This window comes from Arthrobacter sp. R-11 (assembly GCF_049913155.1).
Taxonomy (GTDB): Bacteria; Actinomycetota; Actinomycetes; order Actinomycetales; family Micrococcaceae; genus Arthrobacter.
Window position 1 is genome coordinate 2,166,264 of the sequence record NZ_CP183979.1, and the last position, 21,351, is coordinate 2,187,614.

General features: G+C 68.1%; 20 protein-coding genes. 12 read left to right on the forward strand and 8 right to left on the reverse strand.

Annotated elements, in window-relative coordinates:
* Positions 1-35 precede the first annotated feature (35 nt).
* From ACN9M4_RS09725 to ACN9M4_RS09775, 11 genes are all read left to right on the forward strand, one after another.
* Positions 36-1,238 carry a low temperature requirement protein A gene (locus tag ACN9M4_RS09725; protein ID WP_426303314.1) on the forward strand — a complete coding sequence of 401 codons (1,203 nt, stop codon included), beginning with the start codon at positions 36-38 and terminating at the stop codon, positions 1,236-1,238.
* Positions 1,239-1,250: 12 nt separating this feature from the next.
* Complete coding sequence (locus tag ACN9M4_RS09730; protein ID WP_426303315.1) at positions 1,251-1,706, forward strand: hypothetical protein; 456 nt, start codon at positions 1,251-1,253, stop codon at positions 1,704-1,706.
* Entirely contained in the window at positions 1,703-3,871 is a 2,169-nt protein-coding gene (locus ACN9M4_RS09735; protein ID WP_426303316.1) for a bifunctional polysaccharide deacetylase/glycosyltransferase family 2 protein, read from the forward strand. Before ACN9M4_RS09730 ends, ACN9M4_RS09735 begins: the two co-directional genes overlap by 4 nt.
* Before the next feature lie 118 nt (positions 3,872-3,989).
* A complete protein-coding gene (locus ACN9M4_RS09740) occupies positions 3,990-5,003 on the forward strand; it encodes an isopenicillin N synthase family dioxygenase (protein WP_426303317.1) in 1,014 nt (337 codons plus the stop codon).
* Between the two features lie 145 nt (positions 5,004-5,148).
* The gene (locus ACN9M4_RS09745; RefSeq protein ID WP_426303318.1) at positions 5,149-6,699 is read left to right on the forward strand and encodes an ABC transporter substrate-binding protein; all 1,551 of its coding nucleotides are present in this window, start codon (positions 5,149-5,151) and stop codon (positions 6,697-6,699) included.
* 13 nt (positions 6,700-6,712) lie between these two features.
* On the forward strand, positions 6,713-7,654 hold the full coding sequence (locus tag ACN9M4_RS09750) for an ABC transporter permease (protein WP_426303319.1): 942 nt from the start codon (positions 6,713-6,715) through the stop codon (positions 7,652-7,654).
* Positions 7,647-8,474, forward strand: a complete 828-nt coding sequence (locus ACN9M4_RS09755) for an ABC transporter permease (RefSeq protein ID WP_426303320.1) — start codon at positions 7,647-7,649, stop codon at positions 8,472-8,474. Before ACN9M4_RS09750 ends, ACN9M4_RS09755 begins: the two co-directional genes overlap by 8 nt.
* Positions 8,467-10,095 carry an ATP-binding cassette domain-containing protein gene (locus ACN9M4_RS09760; RefSeq protein ID WP_426303321.1) on the forward strand — a complete coding sequence of 543 codons (1,629 nt, stop codon included), beginning with the start codon at positions 8,467-8,469 and terminating at the stop codon, positions 10,093-10,095. Before ACN9M4_RS09755 ends, ACN9M4_RS09760 begins: the two co-directional genes overlap by 8 nt.
* 65 nt (positions 10,096-10,160) lie before the next feature.
* Entirely contained in the window at positions 10,161-12,008 is a 1,848-nt protein-coding gene (ggt, locus tag ACN9M4_RS09765) for a gamma-glutamyltransferase (protein ID WP_426303322.1), read from the forward strand.
* Positions 12,009-12,162: 154 nt separating this feature from the next.
* On the forward strand, positions 12,163-12,810 hold the full coding sequence (locus ACN9M4_RS09770; RefSeq protein ID WP_426303323.1) for a D-sedoheptulose-7-phosphate isomerase: 648 nt from the start codon (positions 12,163-12,165) through the stop codon (positions 12,808-12,810).
* A gap of 386 nt (positions 12,811-13,196) precedes the next feature.
* Positions 13,197-13,439 carry a hypothetical protein gene (locus tag ACN9M4_RS09775; RefSeq protein WP_426303324.1) on the forward strand — a complete coding sequence of 81 codons (243 nt, stop codon included), beginning with the start codon at positions 13,197-13,199 and terminating at the stop codon, positions 13,437-13,439.
* Positions 13,440-13,505: 66 nt separating this feature from the next.
* Here ACN9M4_RS09775 and ACN9M4_RS09780 read toward each other — a convergent pair whose 3' ends face one another.
* From ACN9M4_RS09780 to ACN9M4_RS09805, 6 genes are all read right to left on the reverse strand, one after another.
* Entirely contained in the window at positions 13,506-13,970 is a 465-nt protein-coding gene (locus tag ACN9M4_RS09780; protein ID WP_426303325.1) for an SRPBCC family protein, read from the reverse strand.
* A gap of 89 nt (positions 13,971-14,059) precedes the next feature.
* The gene (locus tag ACN9M4_RS09785) at positions 14,060-14,668 is read right to left on the reverse strand and encodes a cysteine hydrolase family protein (RefSeq protein WP_426303326.1); all 609 of its coding nucleotides are present in this window, start codon (positions 14,666-14,668) and stop codon (positions 14,060-14,062) included.
* A 68-nt stretch (positions 14,669-14,736) separates the two neighbouring features.
* Positions 14,737-15,693 carry a DNA topoisomerase IB gene (locus ACN9M4_RS09790; RefSeq protein ID WP_426303327.1) on the reverse strand — a complete coding sequence of 319 codons (957 nt, stop codon included), beginning with the start codon at positions 15,691-15,693 and terminating at the stop codon, positions 14,737-14,739.
* 8 nt (positions 15,694-15,701) lie between these two features.
* Positions 15,702-16,529, reverse strand: coding sequence for a DUF1206 domain-containing protein (locus ACN9M4_RS09795; RefSeq protein WP_426303328.1), 828 nt, complete (start codon positions 16,527-16,529; stop codon positions 15,702-15,704).
* Between the two features lie 84 nt (positions 16,530-16,613).
* Positions 16,614-16,871: a DUF6458 family protein gene (locus tag ACN9M4_RS09800; protein WP_426303329.1), complete on the reverse strand. Its 258-nt coding sequence runs from the start codon at positions 16,869-16,871 to the stop codon at positions 16,614-16,616.
* An 81-nt stretch (positions 16,872-16,952) separates the two neighbouring features.
* Positions 16,953-17,123 carry a hypothetical protein gene (locus ACN9M4_RS09805; RefSeq protein ID WP_426303330.1) on the reverse strand — a complete coding sequence of 57 codons (171 nt, stop codon included), beginning with the start codon at positions 17,121-17,123 and terminating at the stop codon, positions 16,953-16,955.
* A 263-nt stretch (positions 17,124-17,386) separates the two neighbouring features.
* Between ACN9M4_RS09805 and hrpB the strand changes: the two genes are divergently transcribed.
* A complete protein-coding gene (gene hrpB / locus ACN9M4_RS09810; RefSeq protein ID WP_426303331.1) occupies positions 17,387-20,029 on the forward strand; it encodes an ATP-dependent helicase HrpB in 2,643 nt (880 codons plus the stop codon).
* Between the two features lie 17 nt (positions 20,030-20,046).
* Here hrpB and ACN9M4_RS09815 read toward each other — a convergent pair whose 3' ends face one another.
* Both ACN9M4_RS09815 and ACN9M4_RS09820 read right to left on the reverse strand, forming a co-directional pair.
* Entirely contained in the window at positions 20,047-20,712 is a 666-nt protein-coding gene (locus tag ACN9M4_RS09815; protein WP_426303332.1) for an alpha/beta family hydrolase, read from the reverse strand.
* Positions 20,709-21,329, reverse strand: coding sequence for an L-threonylcarbamoyladenylate synthase (locus ACN9M4_RS09820; protein WP_426303333.1), 621 nt, complete (start codon positions 21,327-21,329; stop codon positions 20,709-20,711). Before ACN9M4_RS09820 ends, ACN9M4_RS09815 begins: the two co-directional genes overlap by 4 nt.
* Between the last annotated feature and the right edge of the window lie 22 nt (positions 21,330-21,351).

Here is a 21,351-nt window from a genome sequence, read left to right on the forward strand (position 1 = left end):
CTTTCGGGCCGCCGGTTCCGCACTAGCATTGGTGGATGATGGATAAGTCGCCGGCGCCCGGCGGATGGAGCCACGAAGTGGCCCGCGATCCGCGCCGCGTGCACTGGATGGAACTGTTCTTCGACCTCGTCTTCGTCGCTTTTGTGGGGCAGCTCGCACACGGGATCCACGGCGACCCCGGATGGGCCGAATTCGGCACGTTCGTCCTGCTCTTCTTCCCGGCCTGGTGGGCCTGGGTGAACATCGCATCGGTGGTCAACCTCCTGCCTCGCCTGTCGTCCCGGGCCCTGGGTGTTGCGATGCTGGCGGCCATGGCCTCAGCGGGCGTGATGGCCGCCGCCGCGCCGGGGGCTTTCGGTGAGCGGGCCTGGGCCTTTTCGTTGGCGAACGCTGCCTTGCGACTCGTCCTGCTGGCGCTGTGGCTGCGCCAACACCGCGAAACACCGGCAGGAACGGCATGGCGCATCTGGACCTACAACGGGGGAACCGCGGCCCTCTGGCTGGTGGCGGCCTTCCTGCCGCTCCACATTGCGGTGATCCTGTGGGCGGCCGCGATCGCCGTCGAGGTCGTCATGGCGGTGCTCGGCGGGCGCCTCTGGCCCGACCGCGGCGTGGCCGGCATCAACATCGAGCACGCGGCCGAGCGCCTCGGCCTGTTCGTCATCATCGTCCTCGGCGAATCAGTCTTCACGATCGTCCTTGAAGTCTCGGACGACTGGGGCGCGGGTGCAGGCGGGGCCGGCGGGCTCGGATTCCTCATCGTCGCCTTCCTCGGCTGGGCGTTTTTCCAGTACGGAACCGGCACCATGGCAGCGGGCCTCGAGCGCCTGCAGTCCCGGTCCGATTTCACCGGAATCCTCGTGACCACCTTGTTCCTCCCGTTCCTGCTGGTGGTCGGCGTGACGGCGATCGCCGGCGCAATCGCCACCGCGATCCCGGAGCCGTTCGAGCCTTTGCCGATCGGCTCGGGGATCTCGCTCGGCGGCGGAATTGCCCTCTTCTATGCGTGCAACGCAATGGTGGCCCTCCGATACGGGCAGACGCCGCGATCAGTGCTGCCGTGGGCGCTCCCGACGATCGTCATCGCTGTGCTGCTCATCCCGCTGGGTGTGCAGGTCCCCGCCCTCGCCATGCTTGCCCTTGCGGTGTTGCTCCTGGTCCTTGTCACCGCCTACGTGGAGGCGAAGAGAAGGCGGCGCGTGGGCTCTCCTTTGGGAGGTGGAGACCGGATCCGCTAAAATCGATGCTCGATGGCAGACCTTAAACAAAACCCCGTTCGTGTCCAGCCCCTGAATCCACAGGGGCCGATTTTTGTGGATGCCTCGGGGCGGCGCCTGCGGAAGGTCAAAATTGCAGGTCTCGCAGCCGCTGCATTGGTGGCCGGATATGTCGTCCTGCTGCTGATCGCCTTCACCGGGGGCTCCAACGTGGCCGCGCCCTACCTGCCGCTTCCGATCCCGGCGGCCGGTGACCGTCCGGCACCATCCAAGGAAGCCCAGCCGACGGGCAACGGGACCCCGGCCGCCGAACCCGTCGCGCCGCCCGCCGTCGAACCGTTGGCTCAGCCGCAGGCCGTGCCTGCTGCCGCCCCGGCCACGGCCGCACCCCAGCCCGCGACCGCTCCCGCCGTTACCGCGACGAATCCGGCCAAGAACGACGAGGCCCCCGGCCAGGCCAAGCGGCGAGCCACCCCCACGCACCCGTGAGCACCCGCCGTCCGACCCGGCGCCCGGTTCCGGCCGGCGTCAGGGCCCACTGGTTCATCCTGCTGGCAGTCCTGTGTTCGATAGCCGCCGCGCTTCTCGTCCAGGGCTACATGCATCACCTCGCCGGAATCAGCGACGACTCCGCGCCGGCAGCCGGGCCGGCCTCCACCGTCCCCAAGTCAGTAAGCGGCGGGGGTCCCGTGGTCGACTCCCGCGGGGGCGCCGTCCGCGCCGTCCGTCCGCCGGAGCGAACCCTCGCCCTGACCTTCGACGACGGACCCGACCCCGTGTGGACGCCCCGGATCCTTGACGTCCTCCGGAAACACCACGTCCACGCGACCTTCTTCCTGGTCGGCTCCGCGGCCATCGACAACCCGGAGCTGGTGAAGCGGATCGTTGCCGAGGGCCATGAGATCGGCGTGCACACCCTGACCCACGCCGACCTTGGCAATGCCCCGCAATGGCGCCGGCAGCTCGAAGTCCAGGGGGCACAGAAGGTGATCACCGGCATCACCGGCCAGGCCGCGTCCCTCCTGCGCCCGCCCTACAGCTCGGGGAACGACGCGATCAACGACGGAACCTGGGCGGCGATGCAGGACCTTGCGGACGACGGGTACCTGAGCGTCTTCAGCACCCTCGACAGCAAGGACTGGCAGCGGCCTGGTGTCGCGGCGATCGAGCAGAGGCTCGCCTCGCCCGGCCGGGACGGCCAGGTTGTCCTGATGCACGACGGCGGCGGCGACCGGGAGGAGACCGTCGCCGCCCTGGACTCCACCCTCTCGCGGTGGGCGGACCAGGGCTATAAGGTGACAACCGTCGGCGCCGCGGTCGGCATCGGGAGCATGCGGCCAGCCTCCGCGCCGGAGCAGCTCAGCGGCACGGCGTTTGTGTGGGGCATCAGGCTCAGCGACTTCGTCGTCACAGCCATCTCATGGGCACTCATCGTGGCCGGCGTCGTGACGCTTGCCCGCGCCGTGCTCGTCGTCGGCTTCGCGGCCCGCCACAGCCGCATGGCCCGGCGCCTCAGGGCGAGCGGACGCGGCCGGCGCCGCGTGGACGTCGCAGTCCGCCCCGAGGTCACGGAGCCGGTCACCGTGATCGTCCCCGCATACAACGAGGCCGCGGGGATCGAGGCCGCCGTGCGGTCCATCGCCGCATCGACCCACCCGCTGGAGATCATCGTCGTCGACGACGGCTCCACCGACGGCACCGCGGACCTCGTGGAGGCGCTTGCGCTTCCCCGCGTCACGGTCATCCGGAAGGCGAACGGAGGCAAGCCGTCCGCCCTGAACGCCGGGCTGGAGGCCGCCACGCATGGGCTCGTGGTGATGGTCGACGGCGACACCGTGTTCGAACCCGGCACGGTCCACGCCCTCATCCAGCCCTTCGCCGATCCGGCGGTGGGCGCGGTATCGGGCAACACCAAGGTCGTGAACCGCGGCGGCGTCCTCGGCGCCTGGCAGCACATCGAATATGTGGTCGGCTTCAACCTGGACCGCCGCCTGTTCGACCTCGCGGAATGCATGCCGACCGTACCGGGGGCGATCGGTGCCTTCCGGCGGGAGGCCCTGCTCGGGGTCGGCGGAGTGAGCGAGGATACCCTTGCCGAAGACACCGACCTGACGATGTCACTGTGCCGCGATGGCTGGCGTGTTGTGTACCAGGACGACGCACGGGCCTGGACCGAGGCTCCGGCGACCCTGGGCGCCCTGTGGCGCCAGCGGTACCGCTGGTGCTACGGCACGCTGCAGGCAATGTGGAAGCATCGCCGCGCCATCGTCCAAGGCGGAGCCGCCGGCAAACTCGGCCGGCGCGGCCTCGGTTACCTGCTGGTCCTCCAGGTGCTGCTGCCTCTGTTCGCTCCTGTCGTGGATGTCTTCGCCCTTTACGGACTGTTCTTCCTGGATCCGGTACGGATTGCCGCGCTCTGGCTCGGTTTCCTGCTGGTGCAGTTCCTGATGGCTGCCTACGCATTCCGGCTGGACAAGGAGCCGCTGCGTCCGCTGTGGGCGCTGCCGCTGCAGCAGTTCGTGTACCGGCAGCTGATGTATGTCGTGGTCATCCACTCCCTGGTGACCGCCGTGGCTGGACTGCACCTGCGCTGGCACCGGATGGAGAGGTACGGCAGCCTGCGCGTCCCGCCGGCTGCGCACCGCGAAAGCTAGCCACGACTGCGCGACTGTCCCTTTTTCGACCGCTTGGTAGGCACCATCGCAGCCTGTACGTAACATGGGAGCCACTACAAGCTGCAGCTTGCCAAGTCCGATGAAAAGGAATATTGCGGTGGCACTTGAGACTTTGCCCGTGCTCGATTTTTCCCGGCTGCACGCGGGCCCGGAGGAGGCGGCCCGCTTCCGGGACGAGCTCCGGGACGCCATGCACGAAGTCGGTTTCCTGTACTTGTCCGGTCACGGCATTCCGCAGGAGCTCACCGACGCGATGCTCGATGTTTCGCGGCGCTTCTTCGAGCTGCCGGAGGATCAGAAACTCGCCTTGGAAAACGTCAACAGCCCGCAGTTCCGGGGCTACACGAGGATGGGCGGCGAGCTGACCGCCGGGGCGGTCGACTGGCGCGAGCAGATCGACATCGGCGTCGAGCGCGACCCGGTGCAGCCCGGCCCCGGGGTCGCCGACTACTGGCGGCTCGAAGGGCCCAACCTCTGGCCGGAGGCGCTGCCCGAGATGCGGGGCATCGTTGCCGAATGGATGGAGCGGCTGAGCTCGGTGTCCCTGGATCTGCTGAGGGCACTCGCCCTTTCCCTGGGTGCCCCGGAGGACACCTTTGACGAAGCGTTCGCCGCCCGTGCCTTTCCCGTGCTCAAGATCGTGCGGTACCCGGGGGAATCCGATCCGGATCCGAAGCAGGGCGTGGGCTCGCACCGCGACGGCGGCGTGCTGACCCTGCTGCTGGTGGAACCAGGCAAGGGCGGCCTGCAGGTAGAGCACGACGGGAGCTGGATCGATGCCCCGCAGGTGCCCGGAAGCTTCGTGGTGAACATCGGCGAAATGCTTGAGCTCGCCACCAACGGCTACCTCAAGGCGACCCTGCACCGGGTCATCTCGCCGCTGCGCGGCACGGACCGGATCTCCCTGCCGTTCTTCTACAACCCGGCACTGGACGCCCGCATGCCGCAGTTGGCCGTCAACCAGGAATTCCAGGCCAGGGCGCGGGGACTGTCCGTCGATCCGACCAACAGCCCCATCCTGGAAACCTACGGCGACAACGCCCTGCGGTACCGGCTCCGCGCCCACCCGAACGTGGTGGCCGCGCAGCACGCCGACCTGCTGAAGGACTGACCGGGGCCGCCGCGCGAAGCAATTGTTACTCCCGCACAGGCATCCCGGCTGCGCGATTTCGCCGAGGTAAGGCTAACCTAAATAGTCTTTGTTCTTTCGTGCGCCCGGTGTCTATGCCCCGGGCAAGCTATGTAGGCGGTTTCTTTTGCGACTAATCAAGGGGTCCCCTGCGGCCATCGGCGTGGCGGCGGTGCTTGCTCTCGGCGGCTGCGGTCTCGGCAACAGCCAGGGCGGCGACGCCGGCAAGGCGGCGGACCTGGACCAGCGGATCGTGGTGGACAACTTCAGGGCCCCGGTCGCCGACTGGGCGCCCGAATCAGACGCCGCCTACATCCTTTCCCTCTCGGGATGCCTGGAGACCCTGACCAAGTACGACCACACACAGGGCAAGGTGGTCCCGTTCCTCGCGAGCAGCTGGAAGCAGGTTTCGGCCCTGGAATGGGACTTCACCCTCCGCGCGGGCGTGAAGTTCCAGGACGGTACGGACCTCACCGCGGACGCCGTGGCAGCTTCCCTGAAGCACGTGCTTGAGGCCGAAGTCCCGGCCCGCGCCTTCAACAAAAAGGTCATCAGCAGCGTCAAGGTTATCGACGCACGCACGGTTCGTGTGTCTACTCCCACGGAAAGTCCCTTAGTGCCGTACCGGGTAGCGAGCGTCAACACCGGAATCCTGGCGCCGGCAGCCTACAAGGACAGTTCCGTGGATCCTTTCGGCCATTGCACCGGACCCTTCACCCCGGTGTCCGAGAAACCCAAGCAGTCCTTGACCCTTGACCGCAACGAAAACTACTGGGGCGGCAAGGTCCGGCTCGCCGGCGCCGAAGTACGCTTCATCACCAACGGCGCCACCCGCGCCGCCCAGATCCAGACCGGCGAAGCGGACATCTCGCTGTCCATCCCCGTTTCCAGCCTGCCGTCCCTGGAAAGTGCCAAGGACGTAAAGGTACTCAAAGCCGACTCGCCGCGCACGGCAACGCTCTACCTGAACAACAAGCGCAAGCCACTGGACAACGTCAATGTCCGGAAGGCCCTCCGCGCGGCCCTTGACCTCGATGCCCTCGCAGCGAGCGTCTACGAAGGCGCTGCCCTGCCGGCGTCGGGACCGTTTGCGCCGTCCGAGCCGTGGGCCATCGAGGGCGCCGTTCCGCCCAAACAGGATCTGGAAGCGGCGAAGAAGCTCCTGGCCACGGCCGGCTACACCGCCGGGCGGCCCCTGGAGATCATCGCGATCGTGGAACGAGCCGAGTTCGCGGACGTTGCCACGGTGGTCCAGGAAAACCTCAGGAAGATCGGCATCCCCGTCTCGATCCAGAGCAAGGAATACGCCGCGGCCGAACCCGATGTCCTGGCCGGCAAGTACGACATGCTGCTCAGCCAGCGGAACCGGCTGATCGACATCGCAGATCCGGTCGGCTTCCTGACGGCCGACTACAGCTGCGAAGGAAGCTACAACCTTAGCCATTTCTGCGACGCAGAGTACGACCGGATCATTACTGAGGCGGCACAGACCGGTAACAACGAGGAACGCTACAAGCTCTATGCCCGGGCCGGAAAGATCCTCGACGAGAAGGCAGTGAACCTGTGGCTCGTGAACGAGCAGGCCACCGATGCCGTGCGCAGCGATGTCCAGTCCTACGTCCAGGACCCGCTTGCCCGGTACGTCCTGACCGCAGAGACTGCGAAGTCCGGCTCCTAGCAGTGCTGCCACGATGATCAAATTCATGACAAGGAGGACGGCGACCCTCGTGGCTGCCGTTCTCCTGTCCTCGTTCGCGGTGTTCCTGATTCCATACGTCACCCCGGGTGATCCGGTGCGGAAGATCATCAGGTCCCGTGTTGCCGGGGACGTGGTTGACGGCTCGACGGTCGAGTCCCTGGGCATGAGCCTGGGCCTGCACGACCCTTTGTTCGTCCAGTACCTTCGTTGGCTGGGCAGCTTCTTCTCCGGAGACATGGGTTTGTCCTATGTGAGCCGCACGCCCGTGGTGGAACAGGTCATGCCTGCACTCGCCGTGACTTTGAGCCTCGTTGCCGCCGCGCTGGCGACGGCGACACTGGTTTCCCTGCCGTTGGGGACGGCCGCGGCGCTCAGGCAAGGCCGCCGGACGGACAGGCTGATCACCACCGTGACCCAGTCCTTCATCGCCATGCCCGAATACTGGCTAGCACCGATGCTGGTCCTTGTTTTCGCCCTGAAACTAGAAGTTCTACCTTCGGCAGGCTGGAACGACGCCTCCTCGGTGGTCCTTCCCGCGGCGACACTTGCGCTGCGCCCCGTCAGCTACTTCACGGCCGCCGTGCGCTCGGGAATGATCGAAGCCCTTTCCTCGGACCACGTCTTCGCTGCCCGGGCCCGGGGGCTGGGAAAGGCCCGCACCGTACTCAGCCACGTCATTCCCAACGGGCTTGTTCCCCTCTCCACGCTGTTCGCCGTGTGGTTCGCCGGCCTGCTAGGCGGTTCCGTCATCGTCGAGGTGATTTTCGCCGTGCCGGGGATGGGCCGTCTCCTCTACGACGCCGTGGTGAACAGCGACATCCCGCTGGCCCAAGGAGGGGTGGTCGTGGTTGTGGCCCTGGCCGTCGGAATCACCACCCTCGCCGATTTCGTCCACCGTGTCCTGAGCCCGCAGGCAGGTGCCGGCCTTGCGTAAGCGGATAACAATCGACCGCGCCGCCCTGGCAGTCCTCACGCTCGCCGTCCTGGCGGTTGCCGCGGCACCCCTGTTGGTGCCTTACGCACCCGACGCACAGAACCTTGCGCTCCGGCTTGCCCCTCCGGGGCCGGAGCACTGGTTCGGAACGGACCACCTCGGGCGGGACACCCTCAGCCGCGTGCTCGACGGCGGCCGCTTCTCCATGAGCATGGCGGCGGCTGCCACCGTGCTAACCGCCGTGCTCGGCACCGTGATCGGGGTGGCCAGCGCGCGCCGCCGGGGCTGGCTCGACGAGTTCCTCACCCGCACTAACGACGTGCTGCTCGCGCTCCCTGAAATGGTGGTGGCCCTGTTCATCGTGGCGGCCATGGGCACAGGTTTTTGGCCGCTGCTGGCCGCCCTGACCGTGACCGGCTGGACCCCCTTTGCCCGACTTGCCCGCACACTGGCATACGACGTCTCGGCCCGCGGCTTCGTCGAGGCAGCCCGCGTGCTGGGCTGCCCGCCGTCGTTCATTGTCTTCCGCCACCTCCTCCCGCATCTGGCAGCCCCGCTGCTCGGCCAGGCGACGCTCAGGTTCGGCCAACTGCTTATCAGCGTCGGCGCCCTGTCCTACCTGGGACTCGGCGTGCAGCCGCCGCAATCGGACTGGGGGTCGATGCTGGCGGCCGCGCAGCCCTACGTTGAACGGGCTCCGATGGGCATCGTCGCGCCGGGCCTTGCGATCTTCATCGTGGCCCTGTGCGTGACCCTGATCGGCCAGCGGGCATCGAAGAAGGCTGCGGTACCTGCGGCACGGGAGGAGGCCCATGCCTGAGCAGCTTGTCATCAAAGACCTACGGGTCGGCAACAGCGGCCCGGGCAGGCCCGTCCTGGACGGAGTCAGCCTGTCCGTGGCCCCGGGCGAATTCGTGGCACTGGTCGGCGGCTCCGGATCCGGCAAGACCATGACGGCAATGTCGGTCTTGGGCCTGCTTCCCGCCCGGCTGGCTATCGAGTCCGGATCCGTCCGGCTCGGCGACACCGAACTCACCACCGTTCCGGAAACGGAGCTGGACAAGATCCGCGGCGGCCGAATTGGCATGCTCTTCCAGCAACCCAAGCGGATGTTCAATCCGAACCGGAGGATCGGCCGGCACCTCCTGGAACCACTGCGGCTCCACGCGGGGCTGAGGGGCGCACAGGCACGGGAGAAGGCATTGGGGCTCCTGGCCGAAGTGGGATTCGGCGATCCCCGGGCCGGCGCCCGCTGCTACCCCCACCAACTGTCCGGAGGCATGGCCCAACGTGCCATGACCGCCCTGGCGCTGGCCGGGCGCCCCGACTTCCTGCTGGCGGATGAGCCGACGTCGGCCCTGGACAAAGTGCTGGAACGCCAGATCCTGCAACTGCTGGACCGGGAACGTGCTGAACGCGGCCTGGGCATCCTGTACATCACCCACAACCTCGCATCCGTTGCCGCTTTCGCGGACCGTGTGCTGGTGATGGAGTCCGGCCGCCTGGTTGAGGCCGGCCCCACCCGGGAAGTCCTCGGACGCCCGCGGGCCGCCTACACCCGGGCGCTGCTGGACGCCTCCAACCTCCAGCCCGTGGACGTACCTGCCCCGCGCCGCGAGGAAGCGGACATGCTTGCCGTGAGGGCGGTAGGGAAGAGCTTCTCCCCGGGCAGGCGAAGCAAAGCGGCCCTGGCCGATGTTTCCCTTGGGCTGAAGAGGGGCGAGATCCTCGGTGTCCTAGGCCAGTCGGGTTCGGGGAAGAGCACCCTCGCACGGCTGATTGTCGGCCTGGAGAAGGCTGACCGGGGAACCATCGCCCTGCACAGGGACCTTCCGAAGGGCACGCACGGCGCTACCACGGCGGTGCAGCTCGTCTTCCAGGAACCGCACGGCTCTTTCGACCCCCGCATGACCCTGCGGGCCAGCCTGGAAGCGCCCTTGTTGCGCTCCGAGCTCACGGCTGAAGAACGCGGACGGCGCGTTGAGGAGGTCATGGCCGAGGTTGGACTCGAGGCCCTCCTGTTGGACAGGCGTCCCGGGCAATGTTCAGGAGGCCAGCTGCAACGCGCCACCATTGCACGGGCCCTGCTGCTGGAGCCGCAGGTGCTCATCTGTGATGAAGCCACCTCCGCACTGGACGCTTTGACCCAGCGCACCATCCTGGACCTGTTGCGCCGGCTGCACCGGGACCGCGGGCTGAGCCTGCTGATGATCACCCACGACATGGACGTGGTCCGGCATATGTGCCAACGAGTGGCCGTGTTGTACCAGGGAGCCCTGGTGGAACTCGCGGAGACGGCCGCCTTCTTCGCCAACCCGAAGCACGAACACAGCCGGGCACTGGTGGAGGCCTCGATTCCCTGCAAGGGCCTGCACTTGAAGAAGATTACCGGCATGCAAGCAGCGTCGAGCCCGGGAGCGGTGGAACCGTCAGGCCATTGAGACCGTCCCGGCACCCGGGGTAGGGTTGGCGCCACCTCACCAGCACCGATCCCCAGGGAGCGACCATGCCTGAAATGCGACGTCGACTGGCTGCCATCACGGCGGTTCTGGCCTTGAGCGCAACGAGCGGAGCCGTCTTCAGCCCCGCGTCCGCGGACCCGCGGGCAACGGACAAAACAGCTATCGCCACCGGATACGGGGGAGCGGTGAGCACCGTCGATCCGGAGGCCTCGGCTGCGGCCATCGAGGTGCTGCGCAAGGGCGGCAATGCGGCCGATGCCGCCGTCGCGGCGGCGGCGACCCTCGGCGTCACCGAGCCGTATAGCGCCGGCATCGGCGGGGGCGGCTACTTCGTGTACTACGACGCGAAGAGCGGCCAGGTAGGCACCATCGATGGCCGGGAGACCGCGCCGGCCGCCATGCCGCACGACGCCTTCATCGATCCCGCCACGGTCACACCGCAAAATCCCGCAGGCAGTCCTTACCGCTTCACCCCCGAGCTGGTCACCAGCGGAGTATCCGTCGGCGTCCCCGGCACCCCGGCCACTTGGGAACGGGCCCTGGAGCGGTGGGGAACGCTTCGCCTGGGCGAGGCGCTCAAGCCCGCCATCAAGGTGGCCACCCGCGGCTTCGTGGTGGACCGGACCTTCCGCCAGCAGACCCTCGACAACAAGCTTCGCTTCGGGGCCTTCACCTCCACAAGCAAGCTGTTCCTCCCCGGCGGGGACGCGCCCGCCGTCGGGAGCATCTTCCAGAACCACGAACTCGCCGACACCTACCGGCTGCTCGCCGAGCAGGGCACCGGGGCCTTCTACGGCGGGGCGCTTGCCGGGGAGATCGCCAGCACCGTCCAGTCCCCGCCGAAGACCGCCACCACCGGACTTCCCGTCCCGGCCGGCCACCTGACCGCCGCGGACCTTGCCGCCTACCGCGTCGTGGACCAGGCGCCGAGCCACGTGAACTACCGGGGCCTGGACGTCTACGGCATGGCACCCTCCAGCAGCGGCGGCACCACGGTCGGCGAGGCACTGAACATCCTGGGCACCTTCGACATGGGTCACATGCCCACCGCCAACGCGCTCCACCACTACCTGGAAGCGAGCGCCCTCGCCTTTGCCGACCGCGGAAAGTATGTGGGCGATCCCGCCTTCGTCCAGGTCCCGACGTCGGCCCTCACCGATGAGCTGTTCGGCAAGGAGCGCGCCTGCGAAATAGATCCGCTGCACGCGGCCGTGAAGCCCGTCGCCCCCGGCGACGTGACGGCGTACGACGGCGCCTGCCCGGCCGCCGCCGCGGCCACCGCGGAGGACCGCGACACCGAGAACATCTCCACCACCAACCTGACGGTCGCCGACAAGTGGGGCAACGTGGCCGAATACACTCTCACGATCGAACAGACCGGCGGCTCGGGCATCGTTGTTCCCGGCCGCGGTTTCCTGCTGAACAACGAACTGACCGACTTCTCCACCGTCTACAAGGCCGATGACCCGAACCGGATCGACCCCGGCAAGCGGCCACGTTCGTCGATGTCGCCCACCATCATCCTCAAGGACGGGCAGCCGTTCCTGGCACTCGGTTCGCCCGGCGGCTCCACGATCATCACCACCGTGCTGCAGACCATCCTGAACCGGGTGGACCGCGCAATGAGCACCCCCGAGGCCATTGCGGCGCCGCGCGCCGCCCAACGGAACACGGCCAACGTCACGGCGGAACCGGAGTTCATCACCGCGTACGGCGACCGGCTGGCGCCATTCGGCCACACCCTGGTGCCTTCCGGTGACGCCTTCACGTCGGCAGCGGAGATCGGTGCGGCCACCGCCATCGAGTTCCTGCCCGACGGCAGCCTGCTCGCCGCCGCGGAGCCGAAGCGGCGCGGCGGCGGCTCGGCCATGGTGGTGACGCGTTCGCCGTAGCAACTGTGGCGTCCGCCCGGAGCCGGCAAAAAACTAAGCAAACTTACTAAAAGTCCTTGAATTGCTGCGGTGGCTCTGCTTCGCTGGAAGTGTGTCCAGCAAGAGGCACAACCGGTGTGCCTTGGCGGAATCTGCAGGCAATCGGAGGGACATCATGAAAGTGGTCATTGACCGGAGGCGGAACCCGGAGCCCGTCGTCGAGGAGCTCCCGCAGGAAGCCGTGGATGTCGTGCTGGAGCACCTAGGCCAAGTGGGGCCCGCCGTGGCGTCGCTGCGGCGGGAATCGTCCAGGCTTGCCGAATGGGGCGAAGAACTTGCCCGCCGGCTGGTGACGGGGAAAAAGGTACTTGCCGCGGGTAACGGGGGAGACGCGGCCGAGGCGCAGCATTTCACCGCCGAACTTGTGGGGCGCCACGTGCAGGACAGGCAGGCATTTCCGGCGATCGCATTGCCTGCCGACACCTCCGCCGTTACCGCGATCGGCGACGATTACGGCTACGACGAAGTTTTCGCCCGCCAGGTCAGCGGGCACATACGCAGCGGGGACGTGCTTCTCCTCCTGTCCGCCAACGGGAACAGCCCGAACCTCCTCGCGGCCGCGGAAGCCGCACACAAGGCGGGTGCAACCGTTTGGGCGCTGACGGGCGCTTCGCCGAACCCCCTCGCCGGCGCGGCCGACGAAGCGATCTGCATCAACACGGATGCTTCCCACACCCAGGAGGCCCACCTGATCGCCATCCACGCGCTATGCGGTTGCTTCGATGCCGCGGTGGAGCGCTTCCGGAAGGAAGGGCGGATATGAGGATCGCGATGGTCCGCAGGCGATGAGATACCCGCGCAACTATTTTCCGGTGAAGCGTTGCTTCCATAAGCGCCTGCACCCGGGCGCCCAGCCGGCGGCGTTTGCGGCGCCGCACGCGGCCGGTGCCCGCAGGGGCAATGGTCCGGACTGGGACGGCGGGAAGTCGCAGCGCAAGAAGGAAGCACAGCAATGAGGAACCCCCTTCGCCCTCTGTCGGACGGGACTTCAGAAAACGGGACTTCTGAAAACGAGCCGGGCGGATCCCGGTGTCGCCTTGCTTCCGGGTGGGAAATGCCCGGAGGAATGGAAATTGTCGCGCTGCCGGGGTGGCCGGTGGATCCGCCCCCCGGAGCCCCCGGCCTGAGGAGGAAAGAACAATGAAGCGCATGAGCGCATCTTTGGTCCATGACGGCATTCGGAATCCGGCGCACCCCGTGCCGCGGGACGGGGATGAAGAGAAGGCGAAGAGCGGCGAAACCGACGCCGCCCCGCCGCGCAACCTGGGCGGCGAATCGACTGGCCAACCCGGAACTGCGGGTTCGAAGGATCCCAGCGGGCCGGCGGAGGAAGCCGATGACGCGGTTCGGGACAACCGCCGTCTGACCACGAAACTGAGCCCCAGCGATTAGCCGCCCGGCGGCCGTGCGCCACCGGACAGTGCCCTGCCTCCCCGGAGGCAGGGCCACCCGGTCGCATCAGTCAACGTGTCCTTCCGTGATGCTTCCGCGCCATGCACCCGTTTCCACTTCCCGGTGCTCGATGAATTCCTTGAACTTCTGAAGGTCCTTCTTCACCAGGCGCTCGTCGAGGTGGGCACCCGCGCCCACCCGTTCGGCGGGCGATTCCGGCTCCCAGTCAAGGTCCACCGTGACTTCCGTTTCGGTGGGGCTGGAAGCATGGAAGGTGACCTCGCCTTTGTTGTGCGGGGTATCCACGCTTTCCCAAGCGATTCGTTCATCGGGCACCTGGGTGGTGATCCGTGCATCGAATTCCCGGCGAACCCCTGCGAACCCGGCGATGAAGTGGACCAGAGCCTCATCGACCTGGCGGACTGATTCGATGCCGCTCATGAAGTGCGGGAACTCCTCGAACTGGGTCCACTGGTTATAGGCCCGCGCAAGCGGCACGTTGACGCGTACTGACTCGTGAACAGTGGCCATTGCAGATCCCTCCTGCGATCCCGGTCTGGCCCTGGACGGCTCAAGGGCCATAGGCCTCATTTCCACGCTAGGACCATCCACGGGACGGTTCAAGTGCTGCCGGGAAACGCAAAGCCCTCCTTGGGGCCCGCGGCCGGACGCATCGGTTCTCCGGCAAAGAGGGCCGCGATCTCCCGGTGCGGCAACATCTTCTGCCGGTATTCGCGGGCAAGGAGCTCCTGAGTCAGTGCCTGCGAGCCGGGATCGTTTCCCGCGATGGCGTCCAGTGCGTGCACCACCCGGAAATTGTGCGCGAAAGCATCCGCCGCAGTCTGTGCGATGCAGTTATGGGCGGACACACCCGCCAGCACGACGGTTTCGACCTGCCAGTTGCGCAGGCGCCACAGGAGGTCGGTGCCGATGAAGCTGCTGTCGCGCGTTTTGGTGAGCCGGGGCAGACCGGAGATGAGTAACCCTGCGACAAAATCAGCCTGGGTGCTACCGCGGTAAATGAATCCCTGCTGGTCGTCGAGCATGTTGAGGGTCCAAGTGGAGCGGTCCCGTTCATGCTCGGTCTTCACCAGTAGCACGGGAACCCCGTGGGAAGCAGCCGCTGCGATCAACGTGTTGCACGCGGCGGTGATCCTCTCGCGATGCATGGCGAGCACAGGGTCTTCGAAATAGGCGTTCTGCATGTCGATGACAAGCACGGCGATCATTGTGTCCTCCTTTCCAAGCCGGTGCCGGCAGTCCGCGTCACGCAAGCCAAGGCCCGGCCAGTCAACGATCAGTCCCCGTCGCCGGCCAGGAACCGTGCAAGGGCAGCCTCCCCGGGCCTGACCTTGCGGAGGCTCCCGTCGCGAAAGGCTGCCACGAGCCGTGGGTCGACGTAGGCATCCCTGGCCACTGCCGCCGTGTTGCCCAGCAAGGCGGCGGTCTCTCCGAAGGCCTTCGCCAGCGCCACCCGCGCGGGAACGTCCGCCGCAGTCCGCATCAGGGCCTTTGCCGCAGTCAGGGTTCCCTTCCAGGTCCGCAGATCCTTGGCCGTGAAACCGTCCCCGGCGGCGCGTCGGATGTAGTCGTTGAGCATCCCGGGCTCCACGGCGTTCCAAGTCCCTCCTTCCTCGAACACCAGCAGCACTTCGTCGGGTGCCCTGCCTGCCAGGGGTGCAAGGAAGGCGGCAAGGCGGTGGTCCGTGAGGGTGCATTCCCATGGCTGGCCGCTCTTGCCCGGGAACCTGAGCTGGAGCGAGTCGCCGCGGATGGACACATGGCTGCAGCGGATGGTGGTCAGGCCGTACGATCCGTGTTTTTTCCGGTAGTTCTCATCGCCGATCCGCAGCGCCCCCAGATCCATGAGCCGTACGGCAGCAGCGAGCGTGCGGGTCCTAGGGGACCGCGCTTCCCGCAGGTGCCGCGCCACGGTTCTCCGGAGCCGTGGCATGGCCTGGCCCAGCCGGGCGGCACGGGCGAACTTTTCGGCATCCTGCCTCTCCCGCCAGCGTGGATGGTAGATGTACTGGAGGCGGCCGGCGTCGTCAATCCCGGTGGCCTGGATGTGGCCATTGGCGAAAGGGCAGATCCATACCTGCCGCCAGGCGGGGGGTATGGCAAGGCCGCTGATGCGTTCGCGGTCCGCGTCGGAGACAGGTGCGCCCCTGGAGTCCCGGTAGCTGAATCCCCGGCCGGCCCGCCGCCGTCGGATGCCCGGGAGGGAAGGATCGCTGCGCTTAAGCCGCAGCATGGCGCTTGCTACATCCGCGCATACTTGGCTTTCAGGATCAGGAAGCAGCCGTAGCAGACCAGGCCAAGGGCGAGCGCCGCGAGGAGATAGGGTCCATAGGGCTGCTCGCGCAGTGCCTTGAGCCCGCCGTCGAGACCCGTTGATTGTTCAGGCTGCTGGCGCAGGGTGGCAAGGATGACCAGAAGTCCCACCAGAAGAAGGGCGCATCCCTTGGAGGCGTAGCCGGCAACCCCGGCAGTCAGCACTACCCGCCGCGGAACCGCCTCGCCGGGAAGGAACAGGTCCTTGCGGAAGGAAGCGCGGACGCCGCGGACCGCGAAGAAGATGCCGGCCCCGATGATCGCTGCCCCCGCCAGGAGCAGGATCACCACGCCCGAGGGCGTGCGGATCAGTGCCACCGTGAGGTCGCTGCTGGACTCCCTGTTGCTCTTCCCGCTGCCGAGGGCGAAGGAGAGCAACGTGACCGACAGGAGGGCGAACACCACGGCTTGTGCCGAAGCGCTGACGCGGGCGGTGAGGGGCTTTGCGTGCGCCGAGGGCTTGCCGAACACCGCGTTCCCGGCCTGCCATAAGGCCAAGGCGGCGCAGGCCGAGAAACAGGCCCACAGCAGGAACGGGCCGCCGGGCCGTGCGGCCAACTGTGCGACCGCACCGCCGACGTCGGCCTCGCCGTTCAGTCCGCGGGCCAGTTGGAAAGCGATGGCGCCAACGAGGACGTGCAGCACGCCGCTCGCGGCGAAGCCCGCCCTGGCCGCGGTCTCCAATGTCCGGGAGTTGCTTGCGGCTTCGGCGGACTTGACGGCGGCCCTTGCTGCCTTGTTTGCGCCCTTGTTCACGGTGCGCTCCTGTCCATGGCGCGGCCCCCGCCACTTGATGGGCGGGAGCCGCGGTGTTGACTTTGCCTGATTCAGGGGCCGGTGTCAGAGGCCGGTGTCACGGGTTTCCCTGCGGGTGACCGCTTCCCCCGTTCCTGGATCAACGGACTGCCGGCTCTCACTGGTCCGGAGCCGGCGGCGTGGGCCCGCCCAGATCAGCGAAGCGATCAGACCGATGACTCCCACAACCATCAGGATGTAGCCGGTCATTTGCTGGTCCAGGAAGGGGACCAATCCCGGGGTAAGCGCGAAGGCGAGGATGGCGCCAAGCGCGATGAGGAAAATCGATGAACCTATGTACATGTCCGTTCCTTCCTGTGTCGGCTCCTTCGTGCGGTTACCGCCCGGGGCGGGCTTGTTCGGTGGTTTCCCGGGCGCGGTGGGTCATACGCCGTGCGACCGGCGTCCGTTCGTGTAGCTGAGGAGCCATCCGATGGCCGCGATGGCCAGGAGGATGATTCCGACCCACAGCAGGAAATTCAGGGCCGGCGTGAAGCCGCCGACGAGCAAAAGAACAATAGCGATGACACCAGCAACGATTAGAAGGGTATTCATGATGGACGTTCCTTTCCTGGCGGGAACCGGAATTGCACCGCTTCCGCGCGCGTTATTCAGCAGTTGCGCATTGCTGCGCTGCGACCCTCGCAGGGCGCCCCCGCATCGTCCCAAGGATGGTCAGTGACGGCCGTACCGCTTCTTTGTCCTGTTCGTCCGTTTTTTCTGTTTCCGTACGGCAAGCCGTCCACAACTCACATGATGCCATTACTAAGCATGCTTATCAAGTTTGAGGGTGAGCCTCTGGCGTCCACAATGGATGGGTGACTTCACCGTTCCCCCTCGGCAAGGCCGGCGCGCAGGCCATCTTCGACCTCGAAAGCATCGGCGCGGGCCTCGTGTTTGCCCGGTCCTTGCCGGATCTCGCGGCCGCGCTCACCGAGCCAGGCTCGGCCGCCGTTGTCCAGGCGCCGCCGGGAACCGGAAAGACCACCCTGGTCCCGCCCCTACTGGCCGGGCTCTGCGCTGCGGGGAGCCGGCCACCCAGGGTTGTCGCGATCCAGCCCCGGCGGGTTGCTGCCCGGGCCGCGGCCCGGCGGCTCGCCGCCCTCCACGGAAGCCGGCTGGGGGAACTCGTGGGATACACCGTCCGCGGGGAGCGGCAGGCGGGGCCGCGGACCGCCGTCGAGTTCGTCACCCCCGGAATCCTGGTGCGCCGGCTGCTGGCCGATCCCGGGCTGGAAGGCACCGATGCGGTGGTCCTCGACGAAGTCCATGAGCGGGGCCTTGAGAGCGACCTGCTACTCGGCATGCTGGCTGAAGTACGTGAACTCCGCGGCGATCTCCGCCTGGTGGCCATGTCCGCCACGCTGGACGCCCCGCGCTTCGCGGCCCTGCTTGCCGGGCCCGACGGCGGCGGCCCGCTTCCCGTGGTCGACTGCCCCTCCGCGCTGTACCCGCTGGAAACCGTGTGGGCACCGGCGCCCGTTCCCCGCCTCGACGGGCGCGGGGTCACCCCGGGGTTCCTGGACCACGTGGCCGACACGGCAATCGCCGCGCACTCCGCTGCCGTTGCCGCCGAACCCGGAACGGACGCCCTCGTGTTCCTGCCCGGCGTCCGCGAGGTGGGGCACGTCGCGAACCGCCTCCGCCAGAGGGCGGCCGGGGTGGAGATCCTGGAACTCCATGGCCAGGTCACCCCGGCGGCCCAGGACCGGGCTGTCTCGGGCAGGGAGCCGGGAGGGCCCGCCAGGATCATTGTGTCCACGGCGCTCGCCGAGTCCTCGCTGACCGTACCCGGTGTCCGCCTCGTGGTCGACGCGGGCCTTTCCCGGGAACCGCGCCGGGATTCCGGCCGCGGCATGTCCGGGCTGGTCACGGTGTCCTGCTCCCGGGCCTCGGCGGACCAGCGCGCAGGCCGGGCGGCGCGCCAGGGACCCGGCACCGTGGTCCGCTGCTACGAACAAAAGGCCTTTGCCGCGGCGCCGGCGCACCGTACGCCGGAAATCGCCGTTGCTGAGCTGAGCGGCGCCGCCCTGACCTTGGCCTGCTGGGGTGCACCCGGGGGAGCAGGGCTTGCGCTTCCGGACGCTCCGCCCCGCCTGGCCATGGACGAAGCCGTGGAAGTCCTGCGGGAAATCGGCGCTGTGGACGTTGCCGGGCACGCCACCGCCCTGGGCCGGGTCCTCGCCACCGTGCCGGCGGAACCCCGGCTGGCGCGGGCGCTGCTGGACGGGGCCGCCGTGGTGGGCAATCGCGCCGCCGCCGAAACTGTTGCGCTCGTCGCCGGGGAACAGCGTGCCGCGGGGGCCGACCTTCCCGGGCTCCTGGCCGCGTTGCGGCAAGGAGCGGACCCGGCTTCGAAGCGCTGGGCAGACGACGTCCGCCGGCTGGAGGCACTCGCGCGGGAGGAGTCGGCCGCCGTCGCCGCTTCCACCCTGCGGGGTGCATTCGAAGCGGTGCCGGAGGGGAAGGAAGCAGTGGCATTCGTCGTGGCCCTCGCGTACCCGGACCGGGTGGCGCGGCGCGTCCCGGGTGACGGGGCGCCGCAGTATCTGCTGGCGTCCGGAACCCGGGCCGGTCTGCCCGCCGGCAGTCGGCTGTCCGGGCACGACTGGCTCGCCGTCGCCGAGGTTTCCCGGGCAACGGGGCGGGACGCAGCAGGCACCGGGGCGGTCATCCGCTCCGCAGCGCCCATTCCCGCCGAGGCTGCGGAAGCCGCCGCCGCCCATCTGCTGGAGGACGCGGTGGACGCCACCTTCGCGAAAGGCAAGGTGACAGCCCGCCGGGAGCGCCGGCTTGGGGCGATCGTGTTGTCCTCCACGCCCGTGCGGCCCACCCCGGCGGAAGGTCGCGCCGCCGTCGCCAGGGCCTTGGAAGCCCAAGGCCTGGCGACGATCGGGTGGTCGCCTGCGGCGGATGCATTGCGCCGCAGGATGGCCCTGTTGCACCGTGAAATCGGTGCGCCCTGGCCGGAGGTTTCCGAGCGGGCGCTCCTGGCGCGTCTGGAAGATTGGCTCGCCCCGGAACTGGAAGCATTGGCCGGCGGCGCCCCGGCCGCCGGGATCGACCTCGCCGAGGGGCTGCGTCGCCTGCTGCCCTGGCCCGAGGCCGCCCGCTTCGCGGAGCTTGCGCCGGAACGCCTGGAGGTGCCCAGCGGATCCCGGGTCGCCATCGACTACCCGGAGGCGGAGGCCGACGGCGGACGGCCAGTGGTGGCCGTCAAGCTGCAGGAATGCTTCGGCTGGGCCGGCACGCCGAGGATAGCCGCCGGGCGGGTGCCCGTGCTGTTCCACCTGCTCTCACCGGCGCGCCGGCCCCTGGCAGTGACCGACGATCTCGAATCCTTCTGGGCCGGCCCCTATGCCCAGGTCCGCGCCGAAATGCGCGGCCGCTACCCGAAGCATCCCTGGCCCGAGGACCCGTGGACGGCGCCCGCCACGGCCCGGGCCAAGCCGCGGGCCTAGCCGGAGCCGCGCCGGAGCTAACTATTCCGGCGGATGAAGGCGCTCACGGAGGGGGCCAGCGAGGCGCCCAGCTCGGCGGCGCTGCGCTTTACCCCGGCCACCTCAAAGGTGTGCCTGCCGCCTTCCCGCCAGTCCAGCACGGCGTTGGGGCCGATCCTTGCGACGACGCCTTCCAATACCTCCGGCGTCATAAAGGTGTCCTTGGTGCCCTGCAGGAACAGCATGGGCACGGTGATCCCGTACAGGTGCTCGTCGCGCAGCTTGTCCGGCTTGCCGGGCGGGTGCAGGGGGTAGCCAAGGTAGATCAGCCCGGCCGCGGGCATGCCGTCGGCCACGGCCATCGACGCCATGCGGCCGCCGAAGGACTTGCCGGCCGCCCAGAGCGGCTCGCCGGCCGAGCGCGCCTGTGCTTCGGCCATGGCCGCCCGCCACGTGGCGATCGCCAGGGGCGGGCGGTCCGGAAACTTCCGGCCGGCCTCGCGGTAGGGGAAGTTGAAGCGCAAGGTGGCAGCGCCGTCGTCGTTCAAGGCCCGCACGAAGCCGCCCATGAACGGATGATCCATACCCGCGCCGGCGCCGTGCGCCACGAGCACCGTGGCGAACGGGTTCTCCGGCCGGGCGTACCGGGCAGAGACGGGCGTGCCGTCCACCTCGATGCTGATGGCCTCCTCAGCCGTGCTCATTCGAACCTCGACGGGTCGCCGGTACCGCGGCGCACCACTTCGGCGGCGCCGCTGGAGAAATCGACCACGGTGGTCGGCTCTGCGCCGACATCCCCGGCCTCAACGACGGCATCCACCACGTGGTCCAGGCGTTCCTTGATCTCCCAAGCCTGCGTCAGGGGTTCGTCTTCGCCGGGCAGCAGGAGGGTGCTGGACAACAGGGGCTCGCCGAGTTCGGCGAGGAGGGCGTGGACGAAGTTGTGCCGGGGAATGCGCACGCCCACGGTCTTCTTCTTCGGGTGCATCATCCGGCGAGGTACGTCCTTGGTGGCCGGGAGGATGAACGTGTAGCTCCCGGGCGTCACGGCCTTGATGCTGCGGAAGACGTCGTTGTCGATCATCACGAACTGGCCCAACTGCGCGAAATCCTTGCAGACCAAGGTGAAGTGGTGCTTGTCGTCGAGCTGGCGGATCGTGCGGATCCTGTCCAAGGCGTCCTTGTTGCCAAGCTGGGCTCCAAGGGCGTAGCACGAGTCCGTGGGGTAGGCGATCAAACCGCCCGACCGCACGATTTCGGCAATCTGGGAGACCGAGCGCGGCTGGGGGTCCTGCGGGTGGACGTCGAAGAATCTGGCCATTCCCCGAGCTTACGGCAGGCAG